General features: G+C 64.0%; 25 protein-coding genes. 11 read left to right on the top strand and 14 right to left on the bottom strand.

The window, feature by feature from the left end; genetic code table 11:
* Positions 1 to 78: 78 nt before the first annotated feature.
* Positions 79 to 2,313, top strand: coding sequence for a PAS domain-containing hybrid sensor histidine kinase/response regulator (locus AB7535_RS36255; RefSeq protein WP_354113564.1), 2,235 nt, complete (start codon positions 79 to 81; stop codon positions 2,311 to 2,313).
* 205 nt (positions 2,314 to 2,518) lie between these two features.
* Here AB7535_RS36255 and coaA read toward each other — a convergent pair whose 3' ends face one another.
* The 7 genes from coaA to hisB form a co-directional block, all read right to left on the bottom strand.
* Entirely contained in the window at positions 2,519 to 3,475 is a 957-nt protein-coding gene (gene coaA / locus AB7535_RS36250; protein ID WP_028150152.1) for a type I pantothenate kinase, read from the bottom strand.
* A 25-nt stretch (positions 3,476 to 3,500) separates the two neighbouring features.
* Positions 3,501 to 3,821 carry a phosphoribosyl-ATP diphosphatase gene (locus tag AB7535_RS36245; protein ID WP_028150153.1) on the bottom strand — a complete coding sequence of 107 codons (321 nt, stop codon included), beginning with the start codon at positions 3,819 to 3,821 and terminating at the stop codon, positions 3,501 to 3,503.
* Positions 3,822 to 3,899: 78 nt separating this feature from the next.
* Entirely contained in the window at positions 3,900 to 4,673 is a 774-nt protein-coding gene (gene hisF / locus AB7535_RS36240) for an imidazole glycerol phosphate synthase subunit HisF (protein ID WP_028150154.1), read from the bottom strand.
* A gap of 10 nt (positions 4,674 to 4,683) precedes the next feature.
* The gene (gene hisA / locus AB7535_RS36235; protein WP_354113576.1) at positions 4,684 to 5,421 is read right to left on the bottom strand and encodes a 1-(5-phosphoribosyl)-5-[(5-phosphoribosylamino)methylideneamino]imidazole-4-carboxamide isomerase; all 738 of its coding nucleotides are present in this window, start codon (positions 5,419 to 5,421) and stop codon (positions 4,684 to 4,686) included.
* Positions 5,418 to 6,068, bottom strand: coding sequence for an imidazole glycerol phosphate synthase subunit HisH (gene hisH, locus AB7535_RS36230; RefSeq protein WP_063980267.1), 651 nt, complete (start codon positions 6,066 to 6,068; stop codon positions 5,418 to 5,420). The genes hisA and hisH overlap by 4 nt, the downstream gene beginning before the upstream one ends.
* The gene (locus AB7535_RS36225; protein ID WP_028150157.1) at positions 6,065 to 6,595 is read right to left on the bottom strand and encodes a DUF2628 domain-containing protein; all 531 of its coding nucleotides are present in this window, start codon (positions 6,593 to 6,595) and stop codon (positions 6,065 to 6,067) included. The genes hisH and AB7535_RS36225 overlap by 4 nt, the downstream gene beginning before the upstream one ends.
* Positions 6,596 to 6,660: 65 nt before the next feature.
* Positions 6,661 to 7,254, bottom strand: a complete 594-nt coding sequence (gene hisB / locus AB7535_RS36220) for an imidazoleglycerol-phosphate dehydratase HisB (RefSeq protein ID WP_028150158.1) — start codon at positions 7,252 to 7,254, stop codon at positions 6,661 to 6,663.
* Between the two features lie 190 nt (positions 7,255 to 7,444).
* Here hisB and hslV point away from each other — a divergent pair, with 190 nt between their 5' ends.
* The 5 genes from hslV to AB7535_RS36195 all read left to right on the top strand — a co-directional run bounded on the left by hslV (position 7,445) and on the right by AB7535_RS36195 (position 11,804).
* A complete protein-coding gene (gene hslV, locus AB7535_RS36215; protein WP_028150159.1) occupies positions 7,445 to 8,005 on the top strand; it encodes an ATP-dependent protease subunit HslV in 561 nt (186 codons plus the stop codon).
* 17 nt (positions 8,006 to 8,022) lie between these two features.
* Positions 8,023 to 8,508 (top strand): GNAT family N-acetyltransferase, encoded by a 486-nt coding sequence (locus tag AB7535_RS36210; RefSeq protein ID WP_063980269.1) that lies wholly within the window; start codon positions 8,023 to 8,025, stop codon positions 8,506 to 8,508.
* Positions 8,505 to 9,122, top strand: coding sequence for a DUF2585 domain-containing protein (locus AB7535_RS36205; protein ID WP_063980270.1), 618 nt, complete (start codon positions 8,505 to 8,507; stop codon positions 9,120 to 9,122). Before AB7535_RS36210 ends, AB7535_RS36205 begins: the two co-directional genes overlap by 4 nt.
* A gap of 49 nt (positions 9,123 to 9,171) precedes the next feature.
* Positions 9,172 to 10,476, top strand: a complete 1,305-nt coding sequence (hslU, locus tag AB7535_RS36200) for an ATP-dependent protease ATPase subunit HslU (RefSeq protein WP_063980271.1) — start codon at positions 9,172 to 9,174, stop codon at positions 10,474 to 10,476.
* Between the two features lie 203 nt (positions 10,477 to 10,679).
* Positions 10,680 to 11,804, top strand: coding sequence for a hypothetical protein (locus AB7535_RS36195; RefSeq protein ID WP_439037524.1), 1,125 nt, complete (start codon positions 10,680 to 10,682; stop codon positions 11,802 to 11,804).
* Here AB7535_RS36195 and AB7535_RS36190 read toward each other — a convergent pair.
* The 3 genes from AB7535_RS36190 to AB7535_RS36180 are packed head-to-tail and all read right to left on the bottom strand — an operon-like array spanning position 11,801 to position 14,626.
* On the bottom strand, positions 11,801 to 12,391 hold the full coding sequence (locus tag AB7535_RS36190) for a Smr/MutS family protein (RefSeq protein WP_354113561.1): 591 nt from the start codon (positions 12,389 to 12,391) through the stop codon (positions 11,801 to 11,803). The two genes, AB7535_RS36195 and AB7535_RS36190, sit on opposite strands and share 4 nt — an antisense overlap.
* On the bottom strand, positions 12,388 to 13,941 hold the full coding sequence (mltA, locus tag AB7535_RS36185) for a murein transglycosylase A (protein WP_354113560.1): 1,554 nt from the start codon (positions 13,939 to 13,941) through the stop codon (positions 12,388 to 12,390). Before mltA ends, AB7535_RS36190 begins: the two co-directional genes overlap by 4 nt.
* Complete coding sequence (locus tag AB7535_RS36180; RefSeq protein WP_063980275.1) at positions 13,919 to 14,626, bottom strand: Tim44/TimA family putative adaptor protein; 708 nt, start codon at positions 14,624 to 14,626, stop codon at positions 13,919 to 13,921. The genes mltA and AB7535_RS36180 overlap by 23 nt, the downstream gene beginning before the upstream one ends.
* Before the next feature lie 413 nt (positions 14,627 to 15,039).
* Here AB7535_RS36180 and secB point away from each other — a divergent pair, with 413 nt between their 5' ends.
* A complete protein-coding gene (gene secB, locus AB7535_RS36175; RefSeq protein WP_028150166.1) occupies positions 15,040 to 15,525 on the top strand; it encodes a protein-export chaperone SecB in 486 nt (161 codons plus the stop codon).
* On the opposite strand, the gene dnaQ is transcribed toward secB, so the two are convergent.
* From dnaQ to AB7535_RS36155, 4 genes are read right to left on the bottom strand one after another with little or no spacing between them, the layout of a single operon-like run.
* Positions 15,522 to 16,238: a DNA polymerase III subunit epsilon gene (dnaQ, locus tag AB7535_RS36170; RefSeq protein ID WP_354113559.1), complete on the bottom strand. Its 717-nt coding sequence runs from the start codon at positions 16,236 to 16,238 to the stop codon at positions 15,522 to 15,524. The genes secB and dnaQ overlap by 4 nt on opposite strands.
* A gap of 27 nt (positions 16,239 to 16,265) precedes the next feature.
* Positions 16,266 to 16,865: a dephospho-CoA kinase gene (gene coaE, locus AB7535_RS36165; RefSeq protein WP_028150168.1), complete on the bottom strand. Its 600-nt coding sequence runs from the start codon at positions 16,863 to 16,865 to the stop codon at positions 16,266 to 16,268.
* A 23-nt stretch (positions 16,866 to 16,888) separates the two neighbouring features.
* The gene (locus tag AB7535_RS36160) at positions 16,889 to 17,497 is read right to left on the bottom strand and encodes a Maf family protein (RefSeq protein WP_085404951.1); all 609 of its coding nucleotides are present in this window, start codon (positions 17,495 to 17,497) and stop codon (positions 16,889 to 16,891) included.
* A gap of 8 nt (positions 17,498 to 17,505) precedes the next feature.
* Positions 17,506 to 18,345 (bottom strand): pyruvate, water dikinase regulatory protein, encoded by an 840-nt coding sequence (locus AB7535_RS36155; RefSeq protein ID WP_028150170.1) that lies wholly within the window; start codon positions 18,343 to 18,345, stop codon positions 17,506 to 17,508.
* 459 nt (positions 18,346 to 18,804) lie between these two features.
* On the opposite strand from AB7535_RS36155, the gene hemJ reads away from it, so the two are divergent.
* The 4 genes from hemJ to mnmG all read left to right on the top strand — a co-directional run bounded on the left by hemJ (position 18,805) and on the right by mnmG (position 24,961).
* Complete coding sequence (hemJ, locus tag AB7535_RS36150) at positions 18,805 to 19,239, top strand: protoporphyrinogen oxidase HemJ (protein ID WP_028150172.1); 435 nt, start codon at positions 18,805 to 18,807, stop codon at positions 19,237 to 19,239.
* Positions 19,240 to 19,486: 247 nt separating this feature from the next.
* Positions 19,487 to 20,752, top strand: coding sequence for a transcription termination factor Rho (rho, locus tag AB7535_RS36145; protein ID WP_045004625.1), 1,266 nt, complete (start codon positions 19,487 to 19,489; stop codon positions 20,750 to 20,752).
* 316 nt (positions 20,753 to 21,068) lie between these two features.
* Positions 21,069 to 22,427: a tRNA uridine-5-carboxymethylaminomethyl(34) synthesis GTPase MnmE gene (mnmE, locus tag AB7535_RS36140; protein ID WP_439037523.1), complete on the top strand. Its 1,359-nt coding sequence runs from the start codon at positions 21,069 to 21,071 to the stop codon at positions 22,425 to 22,427.
* Positions 22,428 to 23,080: 653 nt separating this feature from the next.
* Positions 23,081 to 24,961 carry a tRNA uridine-5-carboxymethylaminomethyl(34) synthesis enzyme MnmG gene (gene mnmG / locus AB7535_RS36135; protein WP_354113557.1) on the top strand — a complete coding sequence of 627 codons (1,881 nt, stop codon included), beginning with the start codon at positions 23,081 to 23,083 and terminating at the stop codon, positions 24,959 to 24,961.
* Positions 24,962 to 24,966: the final 5 nt, after the last annotated feature.

The raw sequence follows: 24,966 nt of genomic DNA, 5'->3' as shown, positions 1-24,966 counted from the left end.
AGCCTCAAGCTGTTCGCAAGGTCGACGAGACATCGTCGCAATTGGCGACACGGGGTTTCGGAGCAAGAGTCGGGGTCGATGGCGATGGATCGGACGTTCCGGATCAAGGTGCGCATGCGCCGCTTCAGGCGACAGCATCCCCGCATCGCGTTCGCGATCCGCTCCTTCATGATTTTCTCGGCAACCTTCGGCGGCGCCTATGGCTTCGTCTCCGGCAGCCGCTCCGAGAACTCCGGCTACGACCCCAATACGTTTGCGGTCGGCGCGAGCTTCCTGTTCGCGCTCGCCTGCCTCGGCCTTGCCACGCTCAGCATGCGGCTGCGCTTCGTCAACAAGCGGATGCGTAAGCTCGCCGCCCACAACGAGACGCTGATCGACCGCAATTGGGAACTGAAGGAGGCGGAGGAACGCGCGCGCAGCCTGTTCGAACAGCAGGGCGACCTGATCGTGCTGCGCGACCACCAGGGCCGCATCACCTTCGCCAACGACGCCTATTGCGCGCTCGCAGGACAGGCGCGCAACGTGCTGGTCGGCACGCGTTTCGATTTCGACGTCCTCGAGCAGGGCGACAGCGCCCGCGAAAGCAACGGCACGCGCATTCACGACCAGAGGATCACCACCCCGCACGGCGCGCGCTGGATCGCCTGGCGCGAGGGCTATGTCCGTCTCGATGCCGGCCAGCCCGCCGAACTGCAGAGCGTCGGACGCGACGTCACCGACCGCACCGAGACCGAGCGCGCGCTGTCGGACGCGCGCGACCAGGCCGATGCCGCCAACCGCGCCAAGTCGCGCTTCCTGGCGATGGCCTCGCATGAGATCCGCACGCCGCTCAACGGCATCATCGGCATGGGCGGCCTGTTGCTCGACACCACGCTGACGCCGGAGCAGACGACCTATGCCAGGGCGGTGAAAACCTCCGGCGAAGCGCTAATGGCGCTGATCGAGGAACTGCTCGACTATTCCAAGATCGAGGCCGGCAAGCTCGATCTCGATCAGCGCCCGTTCGCGCTCCCGACCATGATCGAGGAGATCACCGAGCTGCTCGCACCGCGCGCGCAGGCAAAGACGCTCGAGATCGCCGCCTATGTCGACGAGCGCCTGCCGCTCGAGGTCGTCGGCGATGCCGCGCGGTTGCGCCAGGTGCTGCTCAACCTCGCCGGCAACGCCATCAAGTTCACCGCGACCGGCGGCGTCGCGCTGATCGTCGAACCCGGCATCTGGCCGAACGAGATCAGTTTTCTGGTGCGCGACACCGGCATCGGCATCGCACCCGAAGCGCGAACGCGCATCTTCCGCGAGTTCGAGCAGGCCGATGAGCGCGTCGCCCGCACCTATGGCGGCACCGGGCTCGGCCTTGCCATCAGCGAACGCATCGTCAAGCGCATGGGCGGCCGCATCACCCTGGAGAGCGAGCCGGGCAAGGGTTCGACCTTCGAGGTCGCGATCCCGCTTCCGCCATCGCAATCCGGCGCGGGACAGACGGCGTTCCCGAGCCCTGATCTCACCGGCAAGTCGATCCTGCTGATCGCCGACGGCATCGAGGCCTCGCTGATCGCGCGGCGGCTGGAGCGCTGGGGCGGACAGATCTGCCTCGTCTCGGATGGAGCCGTCGCAGAGGCGCTGCTGCCGGAGCGCTCATGGCATGCGGTGCTGGTCGATCGTGCGATCGGCGCCGCCATCGCCGACCATCTCGGCGAGGTCGCGCGCAAGCATGCGACGCAGCGGCTGGTGCTGCTGACGTCGAGCTCGCGTCACGAGACATTTTCAGCTTCCTTCACCGGCTTTCTGATCAAGCCCCTTCGTGCGGCTTCGCTCGCGGCACGTCTCGCGCTGACGCCGGAGGTCGCCTCGCCCGAACTGGCGCCGGAGCCGCCGGCTGCCTCGCCCGCTGCCGTCGTAACGGCAAAGGGCCTGTCGATCCTCGTCGCCGAGGACAACGAGATCAACGCGCTGCTGATGCGCTCGCTGCTGACCAAGCTTGGCCACCGCGTCGTCATCGCCGTTCATGGCGAGGCGGCGCTGGAATCCTGGCTCGCCGCGTCATCCGCCGGCACGCCCTACGATCTCGTGCTGATGGATATCCAGATGCCGCAGCTCGACGGCATCGAGGCGACAAAACGCATCCGCACGCATGAGGCAGCCAAAGGCGGCCACCACACGCCGATCCTTGCGCTCACCGCCAATACGCTGGTGGAGGATCGCTATGCCTGTTTCGAGGCGGGCATGAACGGATTTCTGATCAAGCCGCTCGACCGCGACAAGCTGGACGAGGCGCTGGCCGGGCTGGCGGCGGCGCGGCATCTGATGGTGTAGGAAGGTCTCTCCTCCGTCATTGCGAGGAGCCCTTGCGACGAAGCAATCCAGAATCCCTCCGCGGAAAGATTCTGGATTGCTTCGCTGCGCTCGCAATGACGATGTGGCTGCAGGCGTGCGCCAAACACCAATGTCGTAGGGTGGGCAAAGCGCCGCGTGCCCACCATTCACGTTCGAAATGGAGATAGACGGTGGGCACGGCAGCCTACAGCCGTCGCAGCGCCACGCTTGCCACGGTGTGGTCGGCGCCCTTCTTCAGGATCAGCGTCGCGCGGGGGCGGGTCGGCAGGATGTTGTCCTCGAGATTGGCGAGGTTGGTGCGTTCCCAGATCGCGATCGCGGTGGCGGTGGCTTCCTCGTCCGACAACAGCGCGTAGCGGTTGAAGTAGGATTTTGGATTGGTGAACGCGGTGTCACGCAGCGCCAGGAAGCGCTTGATGTACCATTGCCGCAGCGCCGCCTCGTCGGCGTCGATATAGACCGAGAAGTCGAAGAAGTCGGAGACCACGGGCACCGCCTTGCCGTCGCGCGGCAGCTTGCCGGTCTGCAGCACGTTGACGCCCTCGACGATCAGGATGTCGGGCTGGTCGATCTCGGCCCACTGGTTCGGCACGATGTCGTAGGTCAGATGCGAATAGACCGGCGCGCGCACGTGGCGGCGGCCGGCCTTGATGTCGGAGAGGAAGCTGAGCAGCAGCGGCAGGTCGTAGCTCTCCGGAAAGCCCTTCTTCTGCATGATGCCCTGCCGCTCCAGCACGGCGTTGGGATACAGAAATCCGTCGGTGGTGATCAGTTCGACCTTCGGACGCGGCGACCAGCGCGCCAGCAGCGCCTGAAGCACGCGGGCCGTGGTGGATTTTCCGACCGCGACCGAACCGGCGACGCCGATGATGTAGGGCATCTTGCGGTCGCGGATGTTGAGGAACTGGCGCTCCGCGTAATACAGGCGCTGCATCGCATCGACATAGATCGACAGGAGGCGCGACAGCGGCAGGTAGATGTCCTCGACCTCCTGCAAGTCCAGGCGATCGTGCAGCGAGCGCAGCCGGTCGAACTCGCCGGGCTCCAGCGTCATCGGCGTGTCGTCGCGCAGTCGCGACCACTGCTCGCGCGTATAGACGCGGTACGGATTATACTGCTGCTCGGGTGCGCGGATATCCATGACGCGACCTTTCCGTTGGGATCTACTAACCCTTGCGGGACGCCTTTTCTTCCAATCCGGACATATTCGTCCGCTTGTCCAGTGCGGCCTCGACCTCCTCCAGCTTTACGCCGCGGGCCTTGAGCAGCACAAGGAAGTGATAGAGCAGGTCGGCACTTTCAGCGATCAGATGCGCGCGATCGTTTTCGACTGCTGCGATTACGGTTTCGACTGCCTCCTCGCCGAACTTCTTGGCGCAATGCTCGGCGCCCTTGTCCAGGAGCTTGCGGGTATAGGACGCCTCGCCGCCGGCCGCCGCGCGGGCGTCGATGGTGTCGGCCAGATCGTGGATCGTGAAACGCGACATCGGAATTACTCGAAAACACACAAGGCCACGGAGGCCATTCCCCGCAGGCCTATGTAGCATTTTTATGAACGGGAGTCGTCAGGCATCGAGGCGCATGGCCAGTCCGCGCCGGGCCATGTGCTCCTTGGCTTCGCGAATGGTGAATTCCCCGAAATGGAAGATCGAGGCGGCCAGCACTGCCGTGGCGTGGCCGTCGCGGATACCGTCGACGAGATGATCGAGATTGCCGACGCCGCCCGAGGCGATCACGGGAACGGGAACGCTGTCGGCGATCGCCCGGGTCAGCGGGATGTCGAAGCCCTGCCGGGTGCCGTCGCGGTCCATGGAGGTGAGCAGGATTTCACCAGCGCCGAGCGAGACCACTTCCTGGGCATATTCGATGGCATCGATGCCGGTCGAGTTGCGCCCGCCATGGGTGAAGATCTCCCAGCGGTCGCCGCCCGGACGCTTGACCCGCTTGGCGTCGATCGCGACCACCACGCACTGTTCGCCGAATTTCTCGGCGGCTTCCTTGACGAACTCGCGCCGCGACACCGCGGCGCTGTTGATCGAGACCTTGTCGGCGCCGGCGCGCAGCAGCGTCTTGATGTCGTCAACCTTGCGCACGCCGCCACCGACGGTCACGGGCATGAAGCAGGCCTCCGCAGTACGCCGGACCACGTCCAGCATGATGCCGCGGTTCTCGTGGGTCGCGGTGATGTCGAGGAAGGTGAGCTCGTCGGCACCGGCGGCGTCATAGGCGATCGCGGCTTCGACGGGATCGCCGGCATCGCGCAGGTCGACGAAGTTGACGCCCTTGACGACCCGGCCGTCCTTGACGTCGAGGCAGGGGATCACGCGCACCTTGAACATGTGTCAGCTCCTAGGCGGCGCGCGCGTTGCGGATCAGGGTGAGGGCGGCGGCGGGATCGAGCCGACCGTCGTAAAGCGCGCGGCCGGCGATCGCGCCGGCGAGCTTCCTGGCGCGCGGCGTCAGCATCGCCTTGACGTCCTCGATCGAGGCGAGGCCGCCGGAGGCGATCACGGGAATCGAGATCGCATCCGCCAGCGCGATGGTCGCCTCGAGATTCAAGCCTTTAAGCAAGCCGTCGCGCGCGATGTCGGTGAAGATGATGGCGGCGACGCCTGCATCCTCGAAACGCTGTGCGATCTCCAGCACTGTCACCTGCGAGGTCTCGGCCCAACCTTCGACCGCGACCTTGCCGTCACGGGCGTCGAGCCCGACCGCGACGCGGCCGGGGAATTTCCTTGCAGCCGCCTTCACCAGTTCAGGGTCGCGCACCGCGGCGGTGCCTATGATGACGCGGGTGATGCCCTTGTCGAGCCAGGCTTCGACGGTCGCGAGATCGCGAATGCCGCCACCGAGCTGCACCGGGATCTTGATCGTCTTGAGCATCGCCTCGACCGCCTGCGCATTCACCGGCTTGCCGGCAAAGGCGCCGTCGAGATCGACGACGTGGAGATACTCAAAACCCTGTTCGACAAAGCTCTGCGCCTGCGCTGCGGGATTGAGGTTGAACACGGTCGCGCGCGCCATGTCGCCTTGCTCGAGGCGCACGCACTGGCCGTTCTTGAGGTCAACAGCGGGAAAGAGAATCACGGTTTCCATCGCAAAAAGTTCGAGATCAGGGCCAAGCCGAAACGCTGGCTCTTCTCGGGGTGGAATTGGGTGCCGATGGCGGTGTCCTTCGCGACGATCGCGGTGACCGGTCCACCGTAATCGGCGCGCGCGAGCACGTCCGCCTCGTTGGCGGCGTTGAGGTGGTAGGAGTGCACGAAATAGGCGTGCTGGCCCTTGGGGCCGAGCGGCAGCCTGTCCAGCACCGGATGCTCCTGCAGCAGGTCGAGCGTGTTCCAGCCCATGTGCGGGATCTTCAGGCTCTCGTCGCGCGGCATGATCTTCTCGACGTCGCCGCCGACCCAGTTCAGGCCCTCGGTGATGACGTGTTCCTTGCCGCGGCTCGCCATCAGCTGCATGCCGACGCAAATACCAAAGAAGGGCCGCGCCTTGACGCGGACCGCTTCGGTGATCGCCTCGACCATGCCGTTGACGGCATCGAGCCCGCGCCGGCAATCGGCGAAGGCGCCGACGCCCGGCAGCACCAGACGGTCGGCGCCGTAGGCCTGATCCGGATCGCTGGTGACGAAGACCTTTTGCGGAATCTCCAGGCTGCGCGCGGCGCGCTCGAACGCCTTGGCGGCGGAATGCAGATTGCCTGAACCGTAATCGATGATCGCGACGCTCATCTTGACCCTCCCGGTTCCGGAAACAATCCAATGATGCCGCCCGACGGCAGCGGTGGCGGATTTGAGAATTGCTGACCCGGCACGTTGCGGGTTGGCGGCGGGCCGCCGCGATCGACGGCCCATTGATCGTTGACGATGCCGCGCTGCTTCTGGCTCCAGCGCTCGAAGAAACGCCGCTCGGCGGTGTCCTCGTCGTCGGAGATGACGACGTCAAGCTGGCGCCACTTGCCGCGCGACAGTGTCCAGCGGCGCAGGCTCGAGGCCTCGAAACCCATCAGCACCGCGATGATCATATTGGCCAGGAAGATCGAGCTGCGGCCAACGCCGAGGCTATGCAGCCCTGCATCGAATGCAGCCAGGAAAATCACCCAGCCGATCAGCGCCAGCCAGAGCCTGTTCCAGAGCAGCCAGAACGGACCCAAAACCATCGCCCAGAAATGAAAACCGTCGCGCACGAAGACGAACTTGTCGGTCGCGCGCAGATCTGCTCCGGCAGGGGAGGGAGCATGAACTGTGTAGACAGGCATGGTGATGCCCCGTTCCTAGGAATTCAGTGATACCGCAAGCGGCGCGTGCCGCGGGCCGAAAGACGTCAGCCGCCGAGCGAACCCTTGGTGGACGGGATTTCGCCCACGGCCTTCGGATCGATCGCGACGGCAGTGCGCAGCGCCCGCGCCAGGCCCTTGAAGCAGGACTCGGCGATATGGTGGCTGTTATCGCCATATAGGGTCTCGACGTGGAGAGTCACGCCGGCGTTCATGGCGAAGGCCTGGAACCACTCGCGCACCAGCTCGGTATCGAACTCGCCGATCTTGTCGCGGGGGAAGTCGGCCTTGAACACCAGGAACGGACGGCCCGAGATGTCGATGACCACGCGCGACAGCGTCTCGTCCATGGGCATGTGCACGCCGGCATAGCGGGTGATGCCCGCCATGTTGCCGAGCGCCTGCTTGACCGCCTGGCCCAGCGCGATGCCGGTGTCCTCGGTGGTATGGTGATGATCAATGTGCAAATCGCCAACCGCCTTGACCGTGAGGTCGATGCGGGAATGGCGGGCGAGGAGATCGAGCATATGGTCGAAAAAGCCGATGCCGGTCGCGATATTGGACACGCCGGTGCCATCGAGGTTCACGGTGACCTCGATGTCGGTTTCCTTGGTCTTGCGCTTGATCGTCGCGGTGCGCATTGAAAAGCGGTTTCCATTCTGGTTTTGGACCGAAAACGGCGGTCTTTTAACAGTCAAATGACGCCTTCGCTACTGCGGGAACGGCTGGCCGGGCCTCTACTTCTGCCTATGGTGAGCGAAATGGGCCCGGAGCGGCCCGTTGTACGGTCGGTCCCGACCGCCTAAATCAGGTCCGACAACGAGGTATTTGATGCAGGATTCCCAGAACAGCGCACCGGGCTGGCACGGCACCACGATTTTGACGGTCCGCAAGGGCGGCAAGGTGGTGATCGGCGGCGACGGCCAGGTCTCGATCGGCCAGACCGTGATCAAGTCCAACGCCAAGAAGGTGCGAAAACTCGGCAAGGGCGACGTCATCGGCGGCTTTGCCGGCGCCACGGCTGACGCCTTCACGCTCTTCGAGCGGCTCGAATCCAAGCTCGAGCAGTATCCGGGGCAGCTGACCCGGGCTGCGGTGGAGCTCGCCAAGGACTGGCGGACAGACCGCTATCTGCGCCGCCTGGAGGCTATGATGATCGTGGCCGACAAGGACGTCTCCCTGGTCCTGACGGGCACCGGCGACGTGCTGGAGCCCGAGGCCGGGGTCATGGCGATCGGCTCTGGCGGCAATTACGCCCTGGCCGCTGCGCGGGCCTTGATCGACACCGACAAGGATGCCGAGACCATCGTCCGCCGCTCCCTCGATATCGCCGCCGACATCTGCGTCTACACCAACCGCAATCTGACCATCGAAAGCCTGGCGACCGGCTAGGCCAGACCGAACAGGACATGGCGCCCGCCTACACCTTCCGCCCGATGAGCCCGGCCGATTTGCCGCTGATCCGGCGGTGGCTGGGCGAGGTGCATGTGCGGGAGTGGTGGGGCGATCCGGACGAGCAGTTCTTGCTGGTGAGCGGCGATCTCGATGAGCCGGCGATGGACCAGTTCATCGTGTTGGCTGGCACCCACCCGTTCGGCTATCTTCAATGCTATCGCCTGACAGCCTGGAATACCGGCTTCGGGCCGCAACCGGAGGGCACCCGTGGGATCGACCAGTTCATCGGCGAAAGCGACATGATCGCGCGCGGCCACGGCTCCGCGTTCATCCGCCAGTTCGTCGACGGCCAGTTGCGGCAGGGCCTGCCACGCATTGTCACCGATCCCGATCCGCTCAACGCACGCGCCGTGCGCGCTTATGAGAAGGCCGGCTTCGTCCGCGACCGCATGGTCGAGACGCCGGACGGGACGGCGCTGCTGATGGTGCGCGAGCCGTGACGCTGACGAGCACGCACGAGAGCAAGGTCGCCGTACCGCCATTGGCCTGGGTCGGCATCGCACTGCTGCTGCTGGCGCTGCAGGCCTCGATCTTGTTCGCGATGGGGCGGGTGCCGATCTGCACCTGCGGCTATGTAAAGCTCTGGCATGGCGTGGTGAACAGCTCCGAGAATTCGCAGCACATCGCCGACTGGTACACCTTCTCTCACATCCTGCATGGCTTCCTGTTCTACGGCTTGACCTGGCTGCTGTTCGCGCGCCTGCCCTTCCTACAACTGTCCTGGCCGGCACGGCTGATCGTCGCCATGCTGATCGAAGGCGCCTGGGAGATCGTCGAGAACTCGCCCTTCATCATCGAACGCTACCGTGCCGGCACGATCTCGCTGGATTATTTCGGCGACAGCATCGTCAATTCGATTTCTGACAATCTGGCCATGATGATGGGGTTCCTCGCCGCGCGCGTGCTGCCAGTCTCGGTGACCGTCCTGCTCGGGCTCGCCTTCGAGATCATGCTCGCGCTTCACATTCGCGACAATCTGACGCTCAATATCCTGATGCTGATCCATCCGATCGACGCCGTGAAACAGTGGCAATCGGGCCCGCCCATCATCTGACGTAAAATGCGGCTTGTCCCGACCCGCATCTGATCCTAGCTAAGGTCCCATGACAGACTTCTCTCCCCGCGAAATCGTCTCCGAACTCGACCGTTTCATCGTCGGCCAGGCCGATGCCAAGCGCGCGGTCTCGATCGCGCTGCGCAACCGCTGGCGGCGGCAGCAGCTCTCCGGCTCCTTGCGCGAAGAGGTACTCCCGAAGAACATCTTGATGATCGGCCCCACCGGCGTCGGCAAGACGGAGATCGCGCGACGGCTCGCCAAGCTCGCGAACGCGCCGTTCCTGAAGGTGGAAGCGACGAAATTCACCGAGGTCGGCTATGTCGGCCGCGACGTCGAGCAGATCGTGCGAGATCTCGTCGAGGTCGCGATCGCCCAGGTGCGTGAGCGCAAGCGCAAGGACGTGCAGGCACGCGCGCAGCTCGCCGCCGAGGAGCGCGTGCTCGACGCGCTGGTCGGCGCCAATTCCAGCCAGGCAACGCGCGAATCGTTCCGCAAGAAGCTGCGCGCTGGCGAGCTCAACGACAAGGAAATCGAGATCGAGACGCAGTCCTCGGGCGGCGGCATGCCGATGTTCGAGATCCCGGGCATGCCCGGCGCGCAGATGGGCGCGGTGTCGCTCGGCGACATCTTCGGCAAGCTGGGCGGGCGCAGCAAGACGCGGCGACTGACGGTGGAGAACTCGCACGAGATCCTCGTCAATGAGGAATCCGACAAGCTGCTGGATACCGACCAGCTCACGCTGGAGGCGATCAGCGCGGTCGAGAACAACGGCATCGTGTTCCTGGACGAGATCGACAAGATCTGCGCACGCGACGGCCGGGTCGGCGGCGACGTCTCGCGCGAGGGCGTGCAGCGTGACCTGTTGCCGCTGATCGAAGGCACCACGGTCTCGACCAAGCACGGCGCGGTGAAGACCGATCACATCCTGTTCATCGCGTCCGGCGCCTTCCACGTCGCGAAACCGTCCGACCTGTTGCCGGAATTGCAGGGCCGCCTGCCGATCCGCGTCGAACTGCAGGCACTGACCCGCGACGACATGCGGCGCATCCTGACCGAGCCCGAGGCCTCGCTGATCAAGCAATATATCGCGTTGCTGCAGACCGAGGGCGTGACGCTCGACATCACCGCCGACGCCATCGACGCCCTGGCCGACGTCGCGGTCGCCGTCAATTCCACCGTCGAGAACATCGGCGCGCGGCGGCTCCAGACGGTGATGGAACGGGTGCTGGACGAAATCTCCTTCACCGCCCCCGACCGCAGCGGCGAGACCGTCAAGGTCGATGCGGATTTCGTGCAGAAGCACGTCGGCGACCTCGCCAAGAACGCCGATCTGAGCCGGTTCATTTTGTAATTCGGCTGCGGCCACGCTATGGATGCCGCTGTCGTCCCTGCGAAAGCAGGGACCCATAACCACCAGCGGCTCTTGTTGAAACAGATGGCGACCACGATCCCGGCTCGAACGACTTCCTGTGGTTATGGGTCCCGGATCTGCGCTCGCTGTGCTCGCTTGTCCGGGACGACGGCGGAGGTAGATCGCGTCAGTTCGGGTGCGGCGTGATCGCCCAGATTCAGAAAAATCCCTGGCGTCTCCTGCTCGCGATCAACGCCGCGGTCATCGTCGGCGTGTTCGTCCACAAGATCCAGCTGCCGCCTTACGTCCCCTACATCCACCTCCTCGTCGACTATCATTTCGGCTTCATCAAGCGCGCGCTGATCGGGGCCATCGTCGCGCTGTTCACGGACAAGGTGCCGGTTTGGCTGGTGTTCGCGCTCGGCGGAGCGACGTGGCTGGTGACGCTGGGGCTGTACGCAAGGCTATTCCAGAAAACGTTCGGCTTCACCGCGAGAACGCTGCCGCTGTTCGTCTTCATCGCGGGCTCGCCGTTCTTTCTCAAGAACTTCATGCACACGCTCGGCCATTTCGACATCTATGGCTGCGCGCTGGCGATCATCCTGCTGCTGATGCCGGCGGGCTCGCTGCTGTTCGTCGCAATGGCCGCGCTGTTCTCGATCGTCCTCGTGCTGATCCACCACATTCATCTGCTGATGTATGTGCCGACGATCATCGCCATCGTCGTGATCAGGCACTACCTCGCCTACAGCGTCACCAAGACGAATGTCGCGTTTGGTTTGGTGGCATTGCTTGGCGTGAGCGCGCTGTTCTTCGCGGCGCAATTCCTGGGAACGATGCCGATCCCGGAAGCGGATTTCGTCGCGTATCTGAAGACCCGGATGGCCGATCCGGCGCGGACCGACCTGCTGCAATTCGCCTACATCTGGTACCAGCCGCTGGCGAAGGAGGTTTCGGATACCTGGGGCCGCCTGCCGCACAACATCCTCGGCGTGCCGGTGTTTGCCCTGCTGATCTGGTTGCAAACGCCACTCTGGCGCTATTTTGCGAGCCTGATCGGCGCGCTCGCGAACGACCTGCACCGGCGCCTCGTCATCGCAGCGCTGATCGGCATCAGCCTCGCCTATCTCGTGATGTTCGCGATGGTGTTCGACTATTCGCGCTGGATCTCGAACTGGGCGGTCTGCCTGTTCCTGATCCTGCACGCGGTGCAGATGCTGCCGGCCAAATACAATGCACCGCTGATCGCGTCGGAGGATCAGAAGACAAATATCTTCGGCCTGATCCTCACGCTGATCCCGCGCGTCGGAATCGTCCGGCCGTTCTAATACCTCGCCCGGCGTATCCGCACATAGAGCGCGCCCTCGCCGCCGTGGCCGATATGCGCCTCCTCGAAGCCGACGACGAAGGCGCGGAATTCCGGCAGGCTCAGCCATTCCGGTACCTGGCGGCGGAGCACGCCGCTTTCGCCACCGCTCCGTCCCTTGCCAGTGATGACGAGCACGAAGGTCAGGCCGTCATCATGGGCGCGGTGCAGGAAGCCGGTCAGGGCCCGGTGGGCGCGTATCTGGGTCATGCCGTGCAGATCGAGCCGCGCCTCGATCTCGCTGCGGCCGCGCGACAATTTTGTGCGCTCGCGCTTGCCCAGCGGTGCCAGCGGCGGCATGGCCGGCTTTGCCACGCGAACCGCCGGCGCGGCAGCGATCGGCCGTGGCGATGGCGCAGATCGCGTAGCCGGCGCTGCCGGTGAAGGCTCAGTGCGCGGCGGGGTGTGTGTCTTTGCCACGCGATGCTTCCGCAGCGGCTTGACCTGTTTTGCGACCGCATCCCACAGCGCGCGCTCCTCCTCGCTCAGCGCACGGCGGCGCGGCGAGGTACGAGGCTCCAGCACGGGCGGACGGGACGATCGCTTCATTGCTGCCGATGGGGACGATTCTTGACTGGCCGCCGCGGCTCCTGAACGGGCTCTATCACGGGACGCGGCACCGGCAACGGGACCGGATTGGCAACGGCGACGGTCTCACCCTTACCTTGCGCCACGGCTGCGGCCGGAGCCGCCGGCTTGGTCTGATCCTTGGGCGAATCCTTGGCAGGATCGGTCTGCGGAAACAGCCTTGCGATCTTCTCCGAGGGACGCGGGTCCGGCACCGGCAACTTCGCGGCGCGCACAGTGGGATCGAGGCCCTTCGGTACCAACATGACGAAGTGCATGGGATGGCGCAGCCGTCCCGAGACGCGGCCGGCGTCCGCGCCGGCGCCGAAATAGAGATCGGCGCGCGCGGGGCCGATGATGGCCGAGCCGGTGTCCTGCGCGATCATCAGCCGGTGGAACGGCGTCTTGGAGCGTTCGGAATCGATCGGCAGCTCGCCCTCGATGAAGAACGGCGTGCCGTAGACGTGCAGCGCCTTGTCGACCGCGATCGAGCGGCCGGCGGTCAGCGGAATGCCCTGCGCACCCACCGCTTCTTCCTTGTCGGACAGATTGACCTCGCGGAAGAAGATGTAGGAGCGGTTCTGGCGGCGCAGATCCTTGGCGCCGTCGGGGTTCTGCGCCATCCACTCCCTGATCTTCTGCATCGACATCTCCTCCTTCGGAATGATGCCGCGCTCGATCAGGACACGACCGACGGCCGTGTAGGGATAGCCGTTGTAGGCGTCGTAATTCAGCCGGACCGTGCCGCCGTCGTCGAACTTGATCCGCGCCGAGCCCTGGATCTGGGCGAACAGCAGATCGGTCGGGTCCTTCAGCCAGGCGATCTCCAGCCCGCGGCCGGCGATCTTGCCGTCCTCGATCTCGCCGCGATCGTAATAGGGCACCAGCTTGCGGCGGCCGATCTTGCGATAGACCGGACCCTTGTTCGGCAGGCTGACCGAGTCCTGCTTGTAGCCGCGCACGAACAGGTTCGACGGGCGACGATAGACCGGCACGTTGAAGACGTCGGTCTGCGTCCGCGATCCCTCCAACACCGGTTCGTAATAGCCGGTGACGAAACCGTCGGGCTCGCCGAGGCGCGAGATCCGCAGCGGCGCAAAATTCTCCTCGAAGAAAGTCCTGGCTTTGGCGTCGTCGATGAGCTCGAGCGATTTGGCGGCCCGGCAGGGCTCGCTCAGCGAGCCGCCAAGCGCCTTCGGTTCAGCCGCACCGGTCTGCGCGTTGATCGTCCGACAGCTCGCGCGGAACGTCTTGTAGGCGGCCAGATGGTCGTCGTCGCTCCAGCCTTTCACGTCCGTCCAGGTCAGCGGCAGATATTGCGCACCGGGGATTTCGAACGGCAAAGGGAGCTGCGGATAGGGCAAGGCGCGCGGCGGGGCGGCGGCAAGTGCCGGGAGATGATGGTGATGGCTGCGATAGTGACGCCGCGCCGCCTCGGCGCCGAGCGAAAACGACGACAGCACGACGGCACCTGCGCAAAGCGCCGTCGCGCTGTTCTTGAGGAAATTCTTAATTCGCGCTTCCGGTGCCAACCAGCTTCCAGTTTGGATCGCGAGAGGTGATATCGCGGGCGAAGGTCCAGATGTCGGTGATGTCGGCGACCGTGTCCGCACTACCGTCGACGATATTGCCGCTCTTGTCGCGGGTGGCCGAGATCATCTGCGAGACGAATCGTATGGTGAGCTGAGCCGTGCGGTCGCGCAGCTCGGCGCCAACGAGCTCGGCCTTGTCGATCGAGACGAAACGCGTCTCGGTCTTCTGCTCATACTTCTCGCGTTCCTTGATGGCGGCGTCGAAGCTGTCATAGACCTCCGACGACAGCAGGTCGCGCAACGCGCGGCGGTCGCCATTGGCAAAGGCCAGCACGATCATCTCATAAGCGCCGCGGGCGCCCGAGATAAAATGGCGCGGATCGAAGGTGGAATCCTTGTCGACGATGGCGTCGAGACCCTGGGCGAGCGCGGTGCCCGGCTCGGTCAGGCCCTTCCAGCGATCGGAGGGCGGGGCCGGCTCGGCGGTCGGCGCCAGCGGGGCCTGGTCGATCACCTTGCCCGGCATGGTCACGACGTTCTTGTCCTGGGCACCCCCCAGCGCATTGCGGGCGGCGGTGCGGTCGAACGGCGGCCGCTCGTTACCCGTCCGCTGTCCCAGCACGCTGCGCAGCCTCAGAAAGATGAAGACCGCCAGCGCCAGGAAGATGATGGTGTAGATGTCCACGTCGTATTCGCTTTCTGGTCTTCGCCGAAAGGGGCCGTCTCGGGTCGTCGCCGGGAAAATCAATCCGGCCAGTAGACCGTTCCATACGGGAACGGCAAGTCTACATCACCATTTTAGGTCCGCGCGTCTGGTCCTCGGGATGTAGGCACGAAATCTTGCCCGGCCAATGGCGCCTTTTGGCACAGCGCCGAGTGTAGCGCGTTTTATGCTTAAGGGGAAACCCGATCCTGCCCGGAAATCGCGCATCTTCAATCGTTTAACGCGCGATTTCGTCAGGATGGCCGGGTGAACGTCACAATTGCGGGGGCGGCGCGGATACCCGATCCGGGGCCGTTCGTCCTTGTGGAGTGAGGCGGCCCTATGTTAGCCAACCGCCGCGAAATTCAGCCCAAATCGGGTAAGGAGAGACTCTCATGACCAACGGCAACGGCACCCCTCCCGAGGCGGCCCAGGCTGCCCAGCTCAACGTTCTGGCGCAGTATATCAAGGACCTTTCGTTCGAGAATCCGAACGCGCCGACCTCGCTCCAGCAGCAGGGCCAGCCGCCCCAGATCAACATCCAGATCAACGTCAGCGCCATCAATCTCAGCGAAACCGAGTTCGAGGTGACGCTGTCGGTCGAGGGCAAGGCCGAGACCGCCGGTAAGATCATGTTCTCGTTCGAGCTCGCCTATGCCGGCGTGTTCCGCATCACCAACGTGCCGAAGGAGAATTTGCATCCGCTGGTCATGATCGAATGCCCGCGTCTGCTGTTCCCGTTCGCCCGCGAGATCATCGCGACCGCCGTGCGCGACGGCGGGTTCCCGCCCCTGATGCTGGATCCGGTCGACTTCGTCGGTCTCTATCGTCAGAACATGGAGCGGCAAATGGCCGCTCAGCAGACGAGCGGTCAGGCCTAAACAGCCGGAGGGGCGGCTGGAGCGGGCAGGAACTCGTTCCAGATCGCCTTGTCGCCGAGCGTAGCGATGAAGGCCCGATGGGCCTCGCGCTCGGCATCGGAAATCCGCGGCGCGAGCGGCACGGTCCGCTGCCGCCGCGGCACATCGCCAGCCGCATTGGCGCGAATGTCCTCGCCTTCCGAAGCGAGGAGCAATTGCGATTGCCGCGCCCCGACCAGATCGACATAAACTTCGGCCAAGAGTTCGGCGTCGAGCAGCGCGCCGTGCTTGGTGCGGTGTGAATTGTCGATTGAATAGCGCGAGCAGAGATCGTCGAGCCGGTTCGACACGCCCGGATGCTTGCGCCGCGCCAACAGCAGCGTATCGACCAGCCGCTCGCGCGGGATCGCGACACGTTTGACCTTGTCGAGCTCGGCGTTGATGAAGCCGATGTCGAACGAAGCGTTGTGGATCACCAGCGGCGCATCGCCGATGAACTCCAGAAACGCGTCGACGACCTCGTGGAACAGCGGCTTGGTCGACAGGAACTCGGCCGACAGCCCGTGCACCGCAAAGGCTTCCGCCGGCATGTCTCGTTCGGGATTGATATAGACGTGATACGTCTGGCCGGTCGGCATGCGGTTGAAAATCTCGACGCAGCCGATTTCGACCAGGCGATCGCCGCGGAGCGGATCGAGGCCAGTGGTTTCGGTGTCGAGAACGATTTCACGCATGATCAAGAGGCCGTGTGAGGCAGCGAATCAGGCTCGCCGCTGCGGCATCTTAACGACCTCGGCCAGAATGTGCGTGATTTGGGCCCGCACGGGTTCAAGTCCGTGTGACGTATCCACTACGAAATCAGCCCGCTTGCGCTTCTCGGCATCCGGCGTCTGCTTGGCGATGATCGCGTCGAGCTTGGCCTCGTCCATCGTGCCGCGCTCCAGCACACGCTTGCGCTGGAGTTCCGGCGAGGTCGACACCACGACGACGGCATCGACCCGCTTCTCGCCGCCGGTTTCGAACAGCAGCGGGATATCCAGGACCACGACAGGCGCCTTGGCTGCTTCCGCATCGGCGAAGAATTTTTGCCGGGAGGCGCCGAGCATCGGATGAACGATCTGCTCGAGCTGCTTGATCGCGGCCGGATCGTGCACGACGCGCGCGGACAGTTTTGGGCGATCGACCTTGCCGTTCGCGGTGGTGCCGGGAAAGGCGGCCTCGATCGCCGGCGCGGCCTCGCCCTCGTAGAGCTGGTGGACGGCGGCATCGGCGTCATAGACGGGAACGCCGGCCTCCGCGAACAATTTCGCGGTGGTGGATTTTCCCATCCCGATCGAGCCGGTCAGTCCAAGGATCCGCATCAGCAGGCAGCCGTTTCTGTCATTCACACCGCAACTAGCCGTTCGCGCCGCAGGAACGCAAGCAACGGCAGCAGCGGCAGGCCGAGAATGGTGAAATGGTCACCCTCGATGCGCTCGAACAGATGGCAGCCGAGACCTTCGAGCTGATAGGCGCCGACGCTGGTCGTCACCGCATCGCCGGCGGCGTCGAGGTAGGCGGAAAGCTCCGTCTCGGTCATCGGCCGCATGGTCATGCGGGCCACCGAAACATCCTCGAAAACGATCTTGCCATCTCGCGCCACGGCCACTGCGGAATTCAGCGCGTGGCTTTTGCCGGCGAGGTCGAGCAGTTGCGTCATCGCCTGTGCGCGGCCTGCGGGCTTGTTGAAGAGACGCTCGCCGAGAGCCAGGGTCTGGTCGGCACCGATCACATAGCTCCCCGGATGACCGGCCGAGACCGCCTTGGCCTTCTCACGCGCCAGCAGCAGGGCGATGTCATGCGGGCCTGAAAGCTTCGAGGCGGCCTGAATGCCGCGCTCGTCGATATCGGCCGTAATCGCCTTGAACTCCAGTCCGGCACTGGCCAGCAGCATCTTTCGCGCGCTGCTCTGCGAGGCCAGTATCAACGGAGTTTCGCCGCGCCAGAGAGACATCGCCGAAACTATCCCGTGGGCCGGTTGCGCTGGCGATCACTGTAAAGCTTCATGATCGCCGCGGCGGTTTCCTCGATCGATCGCCGCGTGACGTCGAGCAGCGGCCAGTCGTGTTTGGCGCTCAGCTTGCGCGCGAACGCGACCTCGTCGGCGACCGCCTGCCTGTCGGTATAGGTGTCGCCGCTGGTATCGGCACCCATCGAGAGCAGGCGGTTCTGGCGCACCTGGATCAGGCGTTCCGGCGTCGCATGCAGGCTCACCACCAGCGGCCGCGTCAGGGTCTCCAATTGTGCCGGCACCGGAATGCCCGGAACCAATGGCACGTTGGCGGTGCGGATGCCGCGATTGGCCAGATAGATCGACGTCGGTGTCTTGGAGGTGCGTGAGACGCCGACGAGCACCACGTCGGCATCATCGAGGCCTTCGACATGCTGGCCGTCGTCGTGGATCATCGTGTAGTTCAGCGCGTCGATGCGCTTGAAATATTCCGCATTGAGGACGTGCTGGGCGCCGACGCGGCCCGTGGTCGCAGCACCGAGATAGGCTTCGAACAACTGCATCACCGGACCGATGATCGACAGGCTCGGAACGTTGATCTGCTTGCACTTGTCCTCGAGCCGGGAGACCAGATCCTTCTCCAGCAGCGTGAACAGCACGATCCCCGGCGCCTCCTCGATCTCGTCGAGCACGCGATCGAGCTGCTTCTGGCTGCGCACCAGGGGATAGACATGCTCGACCGGGGTGACGTTGGCGTACTGCGCCGCGACGGCGCGCGCGACGGTGATCAGCGTCTCTCCGGTGGAGTCGGAGACCAGGTGGAGATGGAAATAATTGTTCGAGGTCGGCACAAAAGCCCTTTGTATGGAGGCGGTGTGGTTTGTGGATTTCTGTGGACCTTAACCCCTCGGAAAGGGTTGCGCGACACCAGGGGCGGGACAAGTGCCAATTTTCTTCACACCACTGCCCATCGGAACAAGTCCGGCGACCCGTTGAGAGGAAAACGGGATTGCGCGGACAACCCCCTTGATAAGCTGCCGACAGAAACGCGCAAGCCTTTGAAGCTGGCCGACTTATCGAAGGCCGCCGGAAGCATCAGGGATATGTTGATGGATGTGAACAAGCACACGTGAACGTGCGGACGGAATTGTGTGAGTCCTATTCACGGTCACATAGACTCAAACCTTAAGAATCTAAGATTCTAGATTAGAGGAAGGCGCTACGGACGGATAAGTGTGTAGGGTGAGACCTTAACGAGTTCTTACTATCCCCAGCGTTCCCTGCGCTGGACAGAAAGCCGGGCGCAGAAAATGTTCGAAGACGTCTATCTCTGGATCAAGGCGCTGCACGTGATCGCCGTCATCTCCTGGATGGCGGGCATGCTGTATCTGCCGCGGCTGTTCGTTTATCACTCCGAGGCCGAGATCGGCTCGAAGCAGTCGGAAACGTTCAAAGTGATGGAACGCCGGCTGCTCAAGGCGATCATCAACCCCGCCATGATCGTCACATGGCTTGCTGGGCTCTATCTCGCCTGGTCCGGCCACTGGTTCTCGTTCGGCTGGCTGCACGTAAAACTGGCACTGGTCCTGGCTATGTCTGGGGTCCACGGCTTTTTTTCACGCTGGTGCAAGGATTTCGCCGCCGACCGGCGTCCGCGTAGCCAGAAATTCTATCGAATTATCAATGAGGTGCCGACTGCTCTGATGATTTTGATCGTCATCATGGTGATCGTGAAGCCGTTCTAGGCAAGGCTTGCGATGAATCGCTCAGCGCTTCGGCTTGCGGAGTGGAAAGCGATTTTCTATATTGGCGATATCCCACCCAACGCAGGCGGATGTGGTTTTGTCTGAGCTTTCCAGAGGCCGGACACCGCATCAGGTTTGAAGCCTCACCGGCGCTCTCCTTGCCAGACCTGCGGACCTTACCTTCTCGCGTCCGCATTTCAGAGCCTCCTCGCACCCCCTCCCAAGGTTACCCCACAGGACCACCCCAATGCGGGAAATTAAACTCCAGGACCTCAAGTCGAAGACGCCGGCCGAGCTTGTCTCGTTCGCGGAAGAGAATGGGGTCGAGAATGCCAGCACCATGCGCAAGCAGGAGCTGCTATTCGCCATCCTCAAGCAGCTCGCGATTGCTGAAACCGACATCGTTGGCGAGGGCGTCGTCGAGGTGCTCTCCGACGGCTTCGGATTCCTCCGCTCGCCGGACGCCAATTATCTGCCGGGACCGGACGACATCTACGTTTCGCCCTCGCAGATCCGCCGCTTCGGTCTGCGCACCGGCGACACCATCGAAGGCCACATTCGCAGCCCGAAAGAGGGCGAACGCTATTTTGCGCTGCTGAAGGTCAACACGCTCAATTTCGAAGACCCGGAAAAGGCCAAGCACAAGGTCAATTTCGACAACCTCACGCCGCTGTTTCCGAATCAGCGTTTCCGTATGGAAATCGACGACCCGACGCGAAAAGACCTTTCTGCAAGGGTGATCGATATCGTCGCACCGATCGGCAAGGGCCAGCGCGCGCTGATCGTCGCGCCGCCGCGCACGGGTAAAACCGTGCTGATGCAGAACATCGCGCATTCGATCGCGCACAATCACCCCGAATGCTATCTGATCGTGCTGCTGATCGACGAACGTCCGGAAGAAGTCACGGACATGCAGCGCTCGGTGAAGGGCGAGGTCGTTTCGTCGACCTTCGACGAGCCGGCGGTTCGTCACGTCCAGGTCGCCGAGATGGTGATCGAAAAAGCAAAACGTCTGGTCGAGCATGGCCGCGACGTCGTCATCCTGCTCGATTCGATCACGCGCCTGGGCCGCGCCTACAACACCGTGGTGCCGTCGTCCGGCAAGGTCTTGACCGGTGGTGTCGACGCCAACGCGCTCCAGCGCCCGAAGCGCTTCTTTGGTGCCGCCCGCAATATCGAGGAGGGCGGCTCGCTGACGATCATTGCAACCGCGCTGGTCGATACTGGCAGCCGCATGGACGAAGTCATCTTCGAAGAGTTCAAGGGCACCGGTAACTCCGAACTGATCCTGGACCGCAAGGTCTCGGACAAGCGCACCTTCCCGGCGATCGACATCTCGCGCTCCGGCACCCGCAAGGAGGAGCTCATCACCGATCCGCAGGTGCTCAAGAAAATGTACGTGCTCCGCCGCATCCTGAACCCGATGGGCACCATGGATGGGATCGACTTCCTGCTCGACAAGCTGCGCTCGACCAAGAGCAATTCAGAGTTCTTCGACTCGATGAACACCTGAGTGCGATGCAGCATGAGATCAGAGGGCGCCTTCGGGCGCCCTTTTTCTTTTTGTGCGGCTTTGCTGCGGAAGAAATGCAGCATGGGGACGGGACGAAGGAAAGTCCGGGAATTCCGGAAGCTGTTGATATATTTGCGTAATACTTGACTTTGGCTGATTAGTTGATGCCCGAGCGGGGCTATTCTGCAGCAAAATACTGCGCCTTATATTGCATCGCAATATTGCCGTTGCTGCGGGCCAGAGCGCAGCAAAAGGGGGTGTCGGCATCGCGAGAACGGGCCGTTTGCCTTTTCGTCGCCAGCCGGACAAATAGGCCATGCATCCGCGAGACCAGACCATCTTTGCGCTGTCGTCCGGCCGTGCGCCGAGCGCGATCGCTGTGGTGCGGGTCTCGGGCCCGCAGGCCGGCCTGGTCCTGACGAAGCTCGCGGGCAAGCCGCCGGCGCCGAGACAGGCCAGCCGCCGGCTGCTCCGCGATGGCGCGGGCCAGCCGATCGACGACGCGGTCGTGCTCTGGTTTCCGGCGCCGGCCAGTGCGACCGGCGAGGACGTCGCCGAATTTCACGTCCACGGCGGCCGCGCGGTGCTGGCGGCACTCCTCGCCGCGATTTCTAATATTCCGAATACGCGTGCGGCCGAGCCCGGCGAGTTCACGCGGCGCGCGTTCGAGAATGGCAAGCTCGATCTCACCGAAGCCGAGGGCCTCGACGATCTCATTCACGCCGACACTGACCGGCAGCGCCGCCAGGCACTGCGCCAGTTGCAGGGCCTGCTCGGCGATCGCGCGCGCGACTGGCGCGAGCGCATCATTGAGGCGTCGGCGCTGATCGAGGCCGGCATCGATTTTTCCGACGAGGGCGATGTGCCGGCCGAGCTGAGGGCACCGGCGGTGAAAGCGATCAAAGCGCTGCATGACGAAATCGCAGAAGTCCTTGCGGCACAGGGACATTCTGAACGCCTGCGCGACGGCCTGGTGGTCGCGATCGCCGGCGAGCCGAATGTCGGCAAGTCGACGCTGATCAATCAGCTCGCGCGCCGCGAGGTCGCGATTGTCTCGCCCTATGCCGGCACCACGCGCGACGTGATCGAGGTGCAGCTCGATCTCGACGGCTATCCGGTCACGGTGATCGACACGGCTGGCATCCGGGAGACCGACGATCCCGTGGAACAGGAGGGCGTGCGCCGGGCGCGAGCCCGAGCCGACGACGCCGACCTCGTGCTGTGGCTGGTCGAGGGTGGCCACGCCGTCGATCCGGGCGCGATGCTATCGCTGGTGAAGTCCGGCCCCGGGCGTGATCAATCGAGCGGCTCGGTCTGGATCGTCCGCAACAAGATCGATCTGGGCGAGGCGGGGGAGGTCGGGCCGCGCGGCGAGTTCGGGATCTCGGCGAGCCGGGGGGACGGCGTTCCCGACCTGATCGACGCGCTCGTGAAATTCGCCGCCGAGTTTTTCGGGACCACCGAGGGCGCATTGGTGACCCGGGCCCGCCAGCGAGATCTGCTGCGCCGGGCCTCAGGCAGCTTGCGCCGGAGCCTGGAGCTTGTAGAAGACGGCGAAGAGCTTGCCGCCGAAGAGCTGCGCGCTGCGGCCTATGCCTTGGGTCGGCTGTTGGGCCGGGTCGACGTCGAGGACGTCCTCGAGGCCATCTTCCAGAAATTTTGCATCGGAAAGTAGGACTAGTTCTTCATTGTAGAACTAGCGCTTGTTCCAGTCCTTGCGTTTCACCTGAAACGGGGGCTCGTTTCGTAGCCCGGATGAAGCGAAGCGCAATCCGGGACGGCTCCGCAGCCGGAACACCTTTCCCGGATTTCGCTGGCTCTCCATCCGGGCTACAAGCTTCCCGCTGTTTCACTGAAACAGGTGGTGGGCGGTTCCGGCCTGTTTCACGTGAAACGCGAGCGGCCCTCATTACGGCTTCTGGGCCCGCAGACTTGGGCGGGATTTCACTGCTCAAGCGGTCTTGGCTGTGAACGACGCTCGTGCCCCAAACTCGTCATTGCGAGGAGCCCTTGCGACGAAGCAATCCAGACTGCCTCCACGCAGGGTTTCTGGATTGCTTCGCTCCGCTCGCAACGACGGAGCAGACCCATCGCCTGTGCCCTCTCTACCCCCGTCCGGAGCCGTGCGAGATCTCGCCAGGAGCTCTCTCCCGGTTAGACCCATCTTGTTTCACGTGAAACGGCAGTCCGTTCAGTGGCGGTTCTACTGCGCATGGGGTTGTTTTCGCGAAAGTGCGCATCGCCTCCTGCCACCCCGTTTCACGTGAAACAACCGCCTCACCCAGTTTCTACTTCCGGCTTCTCCGCCTCTGCGATAGAAGTCCGCCCATGCGAACAGAGCGAGAGAGTTTCGACGTCATCGTGATTGGCGGCGGCCACGCCGGCTGTGAAGCCGCGGCTGCTTCCGCCCGGATGGGTGCGACGAGCGCTCTGGTGACGCACCGTTTCTCCACGGTCGGCGCGATGTCCTGCAACCCCGCGATTGGCGGTCTCGGCAAGGGCCATCTGGTCCGCGAGGTCGACGCGCTGGATGGTCTGATGGGCCGGGTCGGCGATGCCGGCGGCATCCAGTTCCGCGTCCTCAATCGCCGCAAGGGACCGGCTGTCCGGGGCCCCCGGGCTCAGGCCGACCGGAAGCTCTATGCCGCAGCCATGCAGGCCGCGATCCGGGAGACTGCGGGTCTCTCGGTGATCGAAGGCGAGGCGGATGAACTGATCGTGGTCGAGGGACGGGTGACCGGACTACGCCTGGCGGACGGCCGGGAGCTTCGGGCAGGGGCAGTTGTCGTCACCACCGGCACCTTCCTCCGCGGTCTGATCCATCTCGGCGAGAAGAACTGGCCCGCCGGCCGGGTCGGCGAAGCCCCGGCGATGGGTCTTTCGAGCTCCTTTGAGCGGGCAGGCTTCACCCTTGGACGGCTCAAGACCGGGACTCCGCCGCGTCTGGACGGCACCACGATCGACTGGTCAGCGGTCGAGATGCAGCCTGGAGACGAGCCGCCGGAGCCGTTCTCGGTGATGACAGAGCGGATCACGACCCCGCAGATCCAGTGCGGGATCACCCGAACGACTTCCGCGACCCATGAGGTGATCCGTGCGAATGTCCATCGCTCGCCGATGTACTCGGGCCAGATCAAGAGCTCCGGACCACGCTATTGTCCCTCGATCGAGGACAAGATCGTCCGCTTTGGCGACCGCGACGGCCATCAGATATTCCTGGAGCCCGAGGGGCTCGACGATAGCACCGTCTATCCCAATGGCATCTCGACCTCGCTGCCGGAGGAGGTCCAGCTCGCGATCCTCGCCAGCATTCCTGGCCTGGAGCAGGTGAAGATGGTCCGTCCGGGCTATGCCATCGAGTACGACCACATCGATCCCCGCGAGCTCGATCCGACCCTCCAGACCAAGCGTCTGCGTGGTCTCTTCCTGGCTGGGCAGATCAACGGCACCACCGGATACGAGGAAGCTGCCGGGCAGGGTATCGTGGCCGGCCTGAACGCGGCTTTGGCCGCGAGCGGCGCCGCGCTAACCGTGTTCGACCGCGCCGATGGCTATCTTGGTGTGATGATCGACGACCTCGTCACCCGTGGGATCAGCGAACCCTATCGGATGTTCACCTCCCGCGCCGAGTACCGGCTGACCCTGCGCGCCGACAATGCCGATCAGCGTCTCACCGAGAAGGGGATTGAGCTCGGATGCGTCGGGAGCGCCCGGACGCAGCATCACCGCGCCAAGATGGGCGCTCTGAATGCGGCCAGGGCGCTGTCGAAGTCCCTGACCATCACGCCGAACGAGGCGATCAAGCACGGCCTGTCCCTGAACCGGGACGGCCAGCGCCGTTCGGCGTTCGAGTTGATGGCCTATCCGGACATCGGCTGGAGCCAGGTCCGGGCCATCTGGCCGGAGCTGTCGGCGATCGACCCGGTCATTGCCACCCATCTGGAGATCGACGCGAAGTATGACGTCTATCTCGAGCGCCAGAGCGCGGACGTCGAAGCTTTCAGGCGAGACGAGGGGATGGTGCTGTCGGACGTCGATTACCAGCAAGTCCCCGGTCTTTCCAATGAGGTGCGGGCCAAGCTGGAGAAGGCGCGGCCGTTCACCGTCGGCCAGGCTGGCCGGATCGACGGCATGACGCCGGCGGCTCTCGGTATCCTCGCGGCCTACCTCCGGCGCGAGGCACGGAAGACCTCAAAGGCGATCGCATAGGCGTT

Source organism: Bradyrhizobium sp. 956_D2_N1_4 (assembly GCF_052076025.1).
GTDB classification, from domain to species: domain Bacteria; phylum Pseudomonadota; class Alphaproteobacteria; order Rhizobiales; family Xanthobacteraceae; genus Bradyrhizobium; species Bradyrhizobium barranii.
Note: the sequence above shows the minus strand (reverse complement) of the source record. Positions and strands in the feature narration are given on the sequence as shown.

Excerpts from the sequence above, each read along its gene's own strand:
- mnmG (WP_354113557.1), top strand. The coding sequence starts at position 23,081 with ATGCGAACAGAGCGAGAGAGTTTCGACGTCATCGTGATTGGCGGCGGC.
- hslV (WP_028150159.1), top strand. The coding sequence starts at position 7,445 with ATGCAGGATTCCCAGAACAGCGCACCGGGCTGGCACGGCACCACGATT.
- secB (WP_028150166.1), top strand. The coding sequence starts at position 15,040 with ATGACCAACGGCAACGGCACCCCTCCCGAGGCGGCCCAGGCTGCCCAG.
- hemJ (WP_028150172.1), top strand. The coding sequence starts at position 18,805 with ATGTTCGAAGACGTCTATCTCTGGATCAAGGCGCTGCACGTGATCGCC.
- hisB (WP_028150158.1), bottom strand. The coding sequence starts at position 7,254 with ATGCGCACCGCGACGATCAAGCGCAAGACCAAGGAAACCGACATCGAG.
- AB7535_RS36190 (WP_354113561.1), bottom strand. The coding sequence starts at position 12,391 with ATGAAGCGATCGTCCCGTCCGCCCGTGCTGGAGCCTCGTACCTCGCCG.
- AB7535_RS36225 (WP_028150157.1), bottom strand. The coding sequence starts at position 6,595 with ATGCCTGTCTACACAGTTCATGCTCCCTCCCCTGCCGGAGCAGATCTG.
- dnaQ (WP_354113559.1), bottom strand. The coding sequence starts at position 16,238 with ATGCGTGAAATCGTTCTCGACACCGAAACCACTGGCCTCGATCCGCTC.
- AB7535_RS36210 (WP_063980269.1), top strand. The coding sequence starts at position 8,023 with ATGGCGCCCGCCTACACCTTCCGCCCGATGAGCCCGGCCGATTTGCCG.
- coaE (WP_028150168.1), bottom strand. The coding sequence starts at position 16,865 with ATGCGGATCCTTGGACTGACCGGCTCGATCGGGATGGGAAAATCCACC.
- coaA (WP_028150152.1), bottom strand. The coding sequence starts at position 3,475 with ATGGATATCCGCGCACCCGAGCAGCAGTATAATCCGTACCGCGTCTAT.
- AB7535_RS36160 (WP_085404951.1), bottom strand. The coding sequence starts at position 17,497 with ATGTCTCTCTGGCGCGGCGAAACTCCGTTGATACTGGCCTCGCAGAGC.
- rho (WP_045004625.1), top strand. The coding sequence starts at position 19,487 with ATGCGGGAAATTAAACTCCAGGACCTCAAGTCGAAGACGCCGGCCGAG.
- hisH (WP_063980267.1), bottom strand. The coding sequence starts at position 6,068 with ATGAGCGTCGCGATCATCGATTACGGTTCAGGCAATCTGCATTCCGCC.
- mnmE (WP_439037523.1), top strand. The coding sequence starts at position 21,069 with ATGCATCCGCGAGACCAGACCATCTTTGCGCTGTCGTCCGGCCGTGCG.
- AB7535_RS36245 (WP_028150153.1), bottom strand. The coding sequence starts at position 3,821 with ATGTCGCGTTTCACGATCCACGATCTGGCCGACACCATCGACGCCCGC.
- hisF (WP_028150154.1), bottom strand. The coding sequence starts at position 4,673 with ATGTTCAAGGTGCGCGTGATCCCCTGCCTCGACGTCAAGGACGGCCGG.
- hslU (WP_063980271.1), top strand. The coding sequence starts at position 9,172 with ATGACAGACTTCTCTCCCCGCGAAATCGTCTCCGAACTCGACCGTTTC.
- AB7535_RS36255 (WP_354113564.1), top strand. The coding sequence starts at position 79 with ATGGCGATGGATCGGACGTTCCGGATCAAGGTGCGCATGCGCCGCTTC.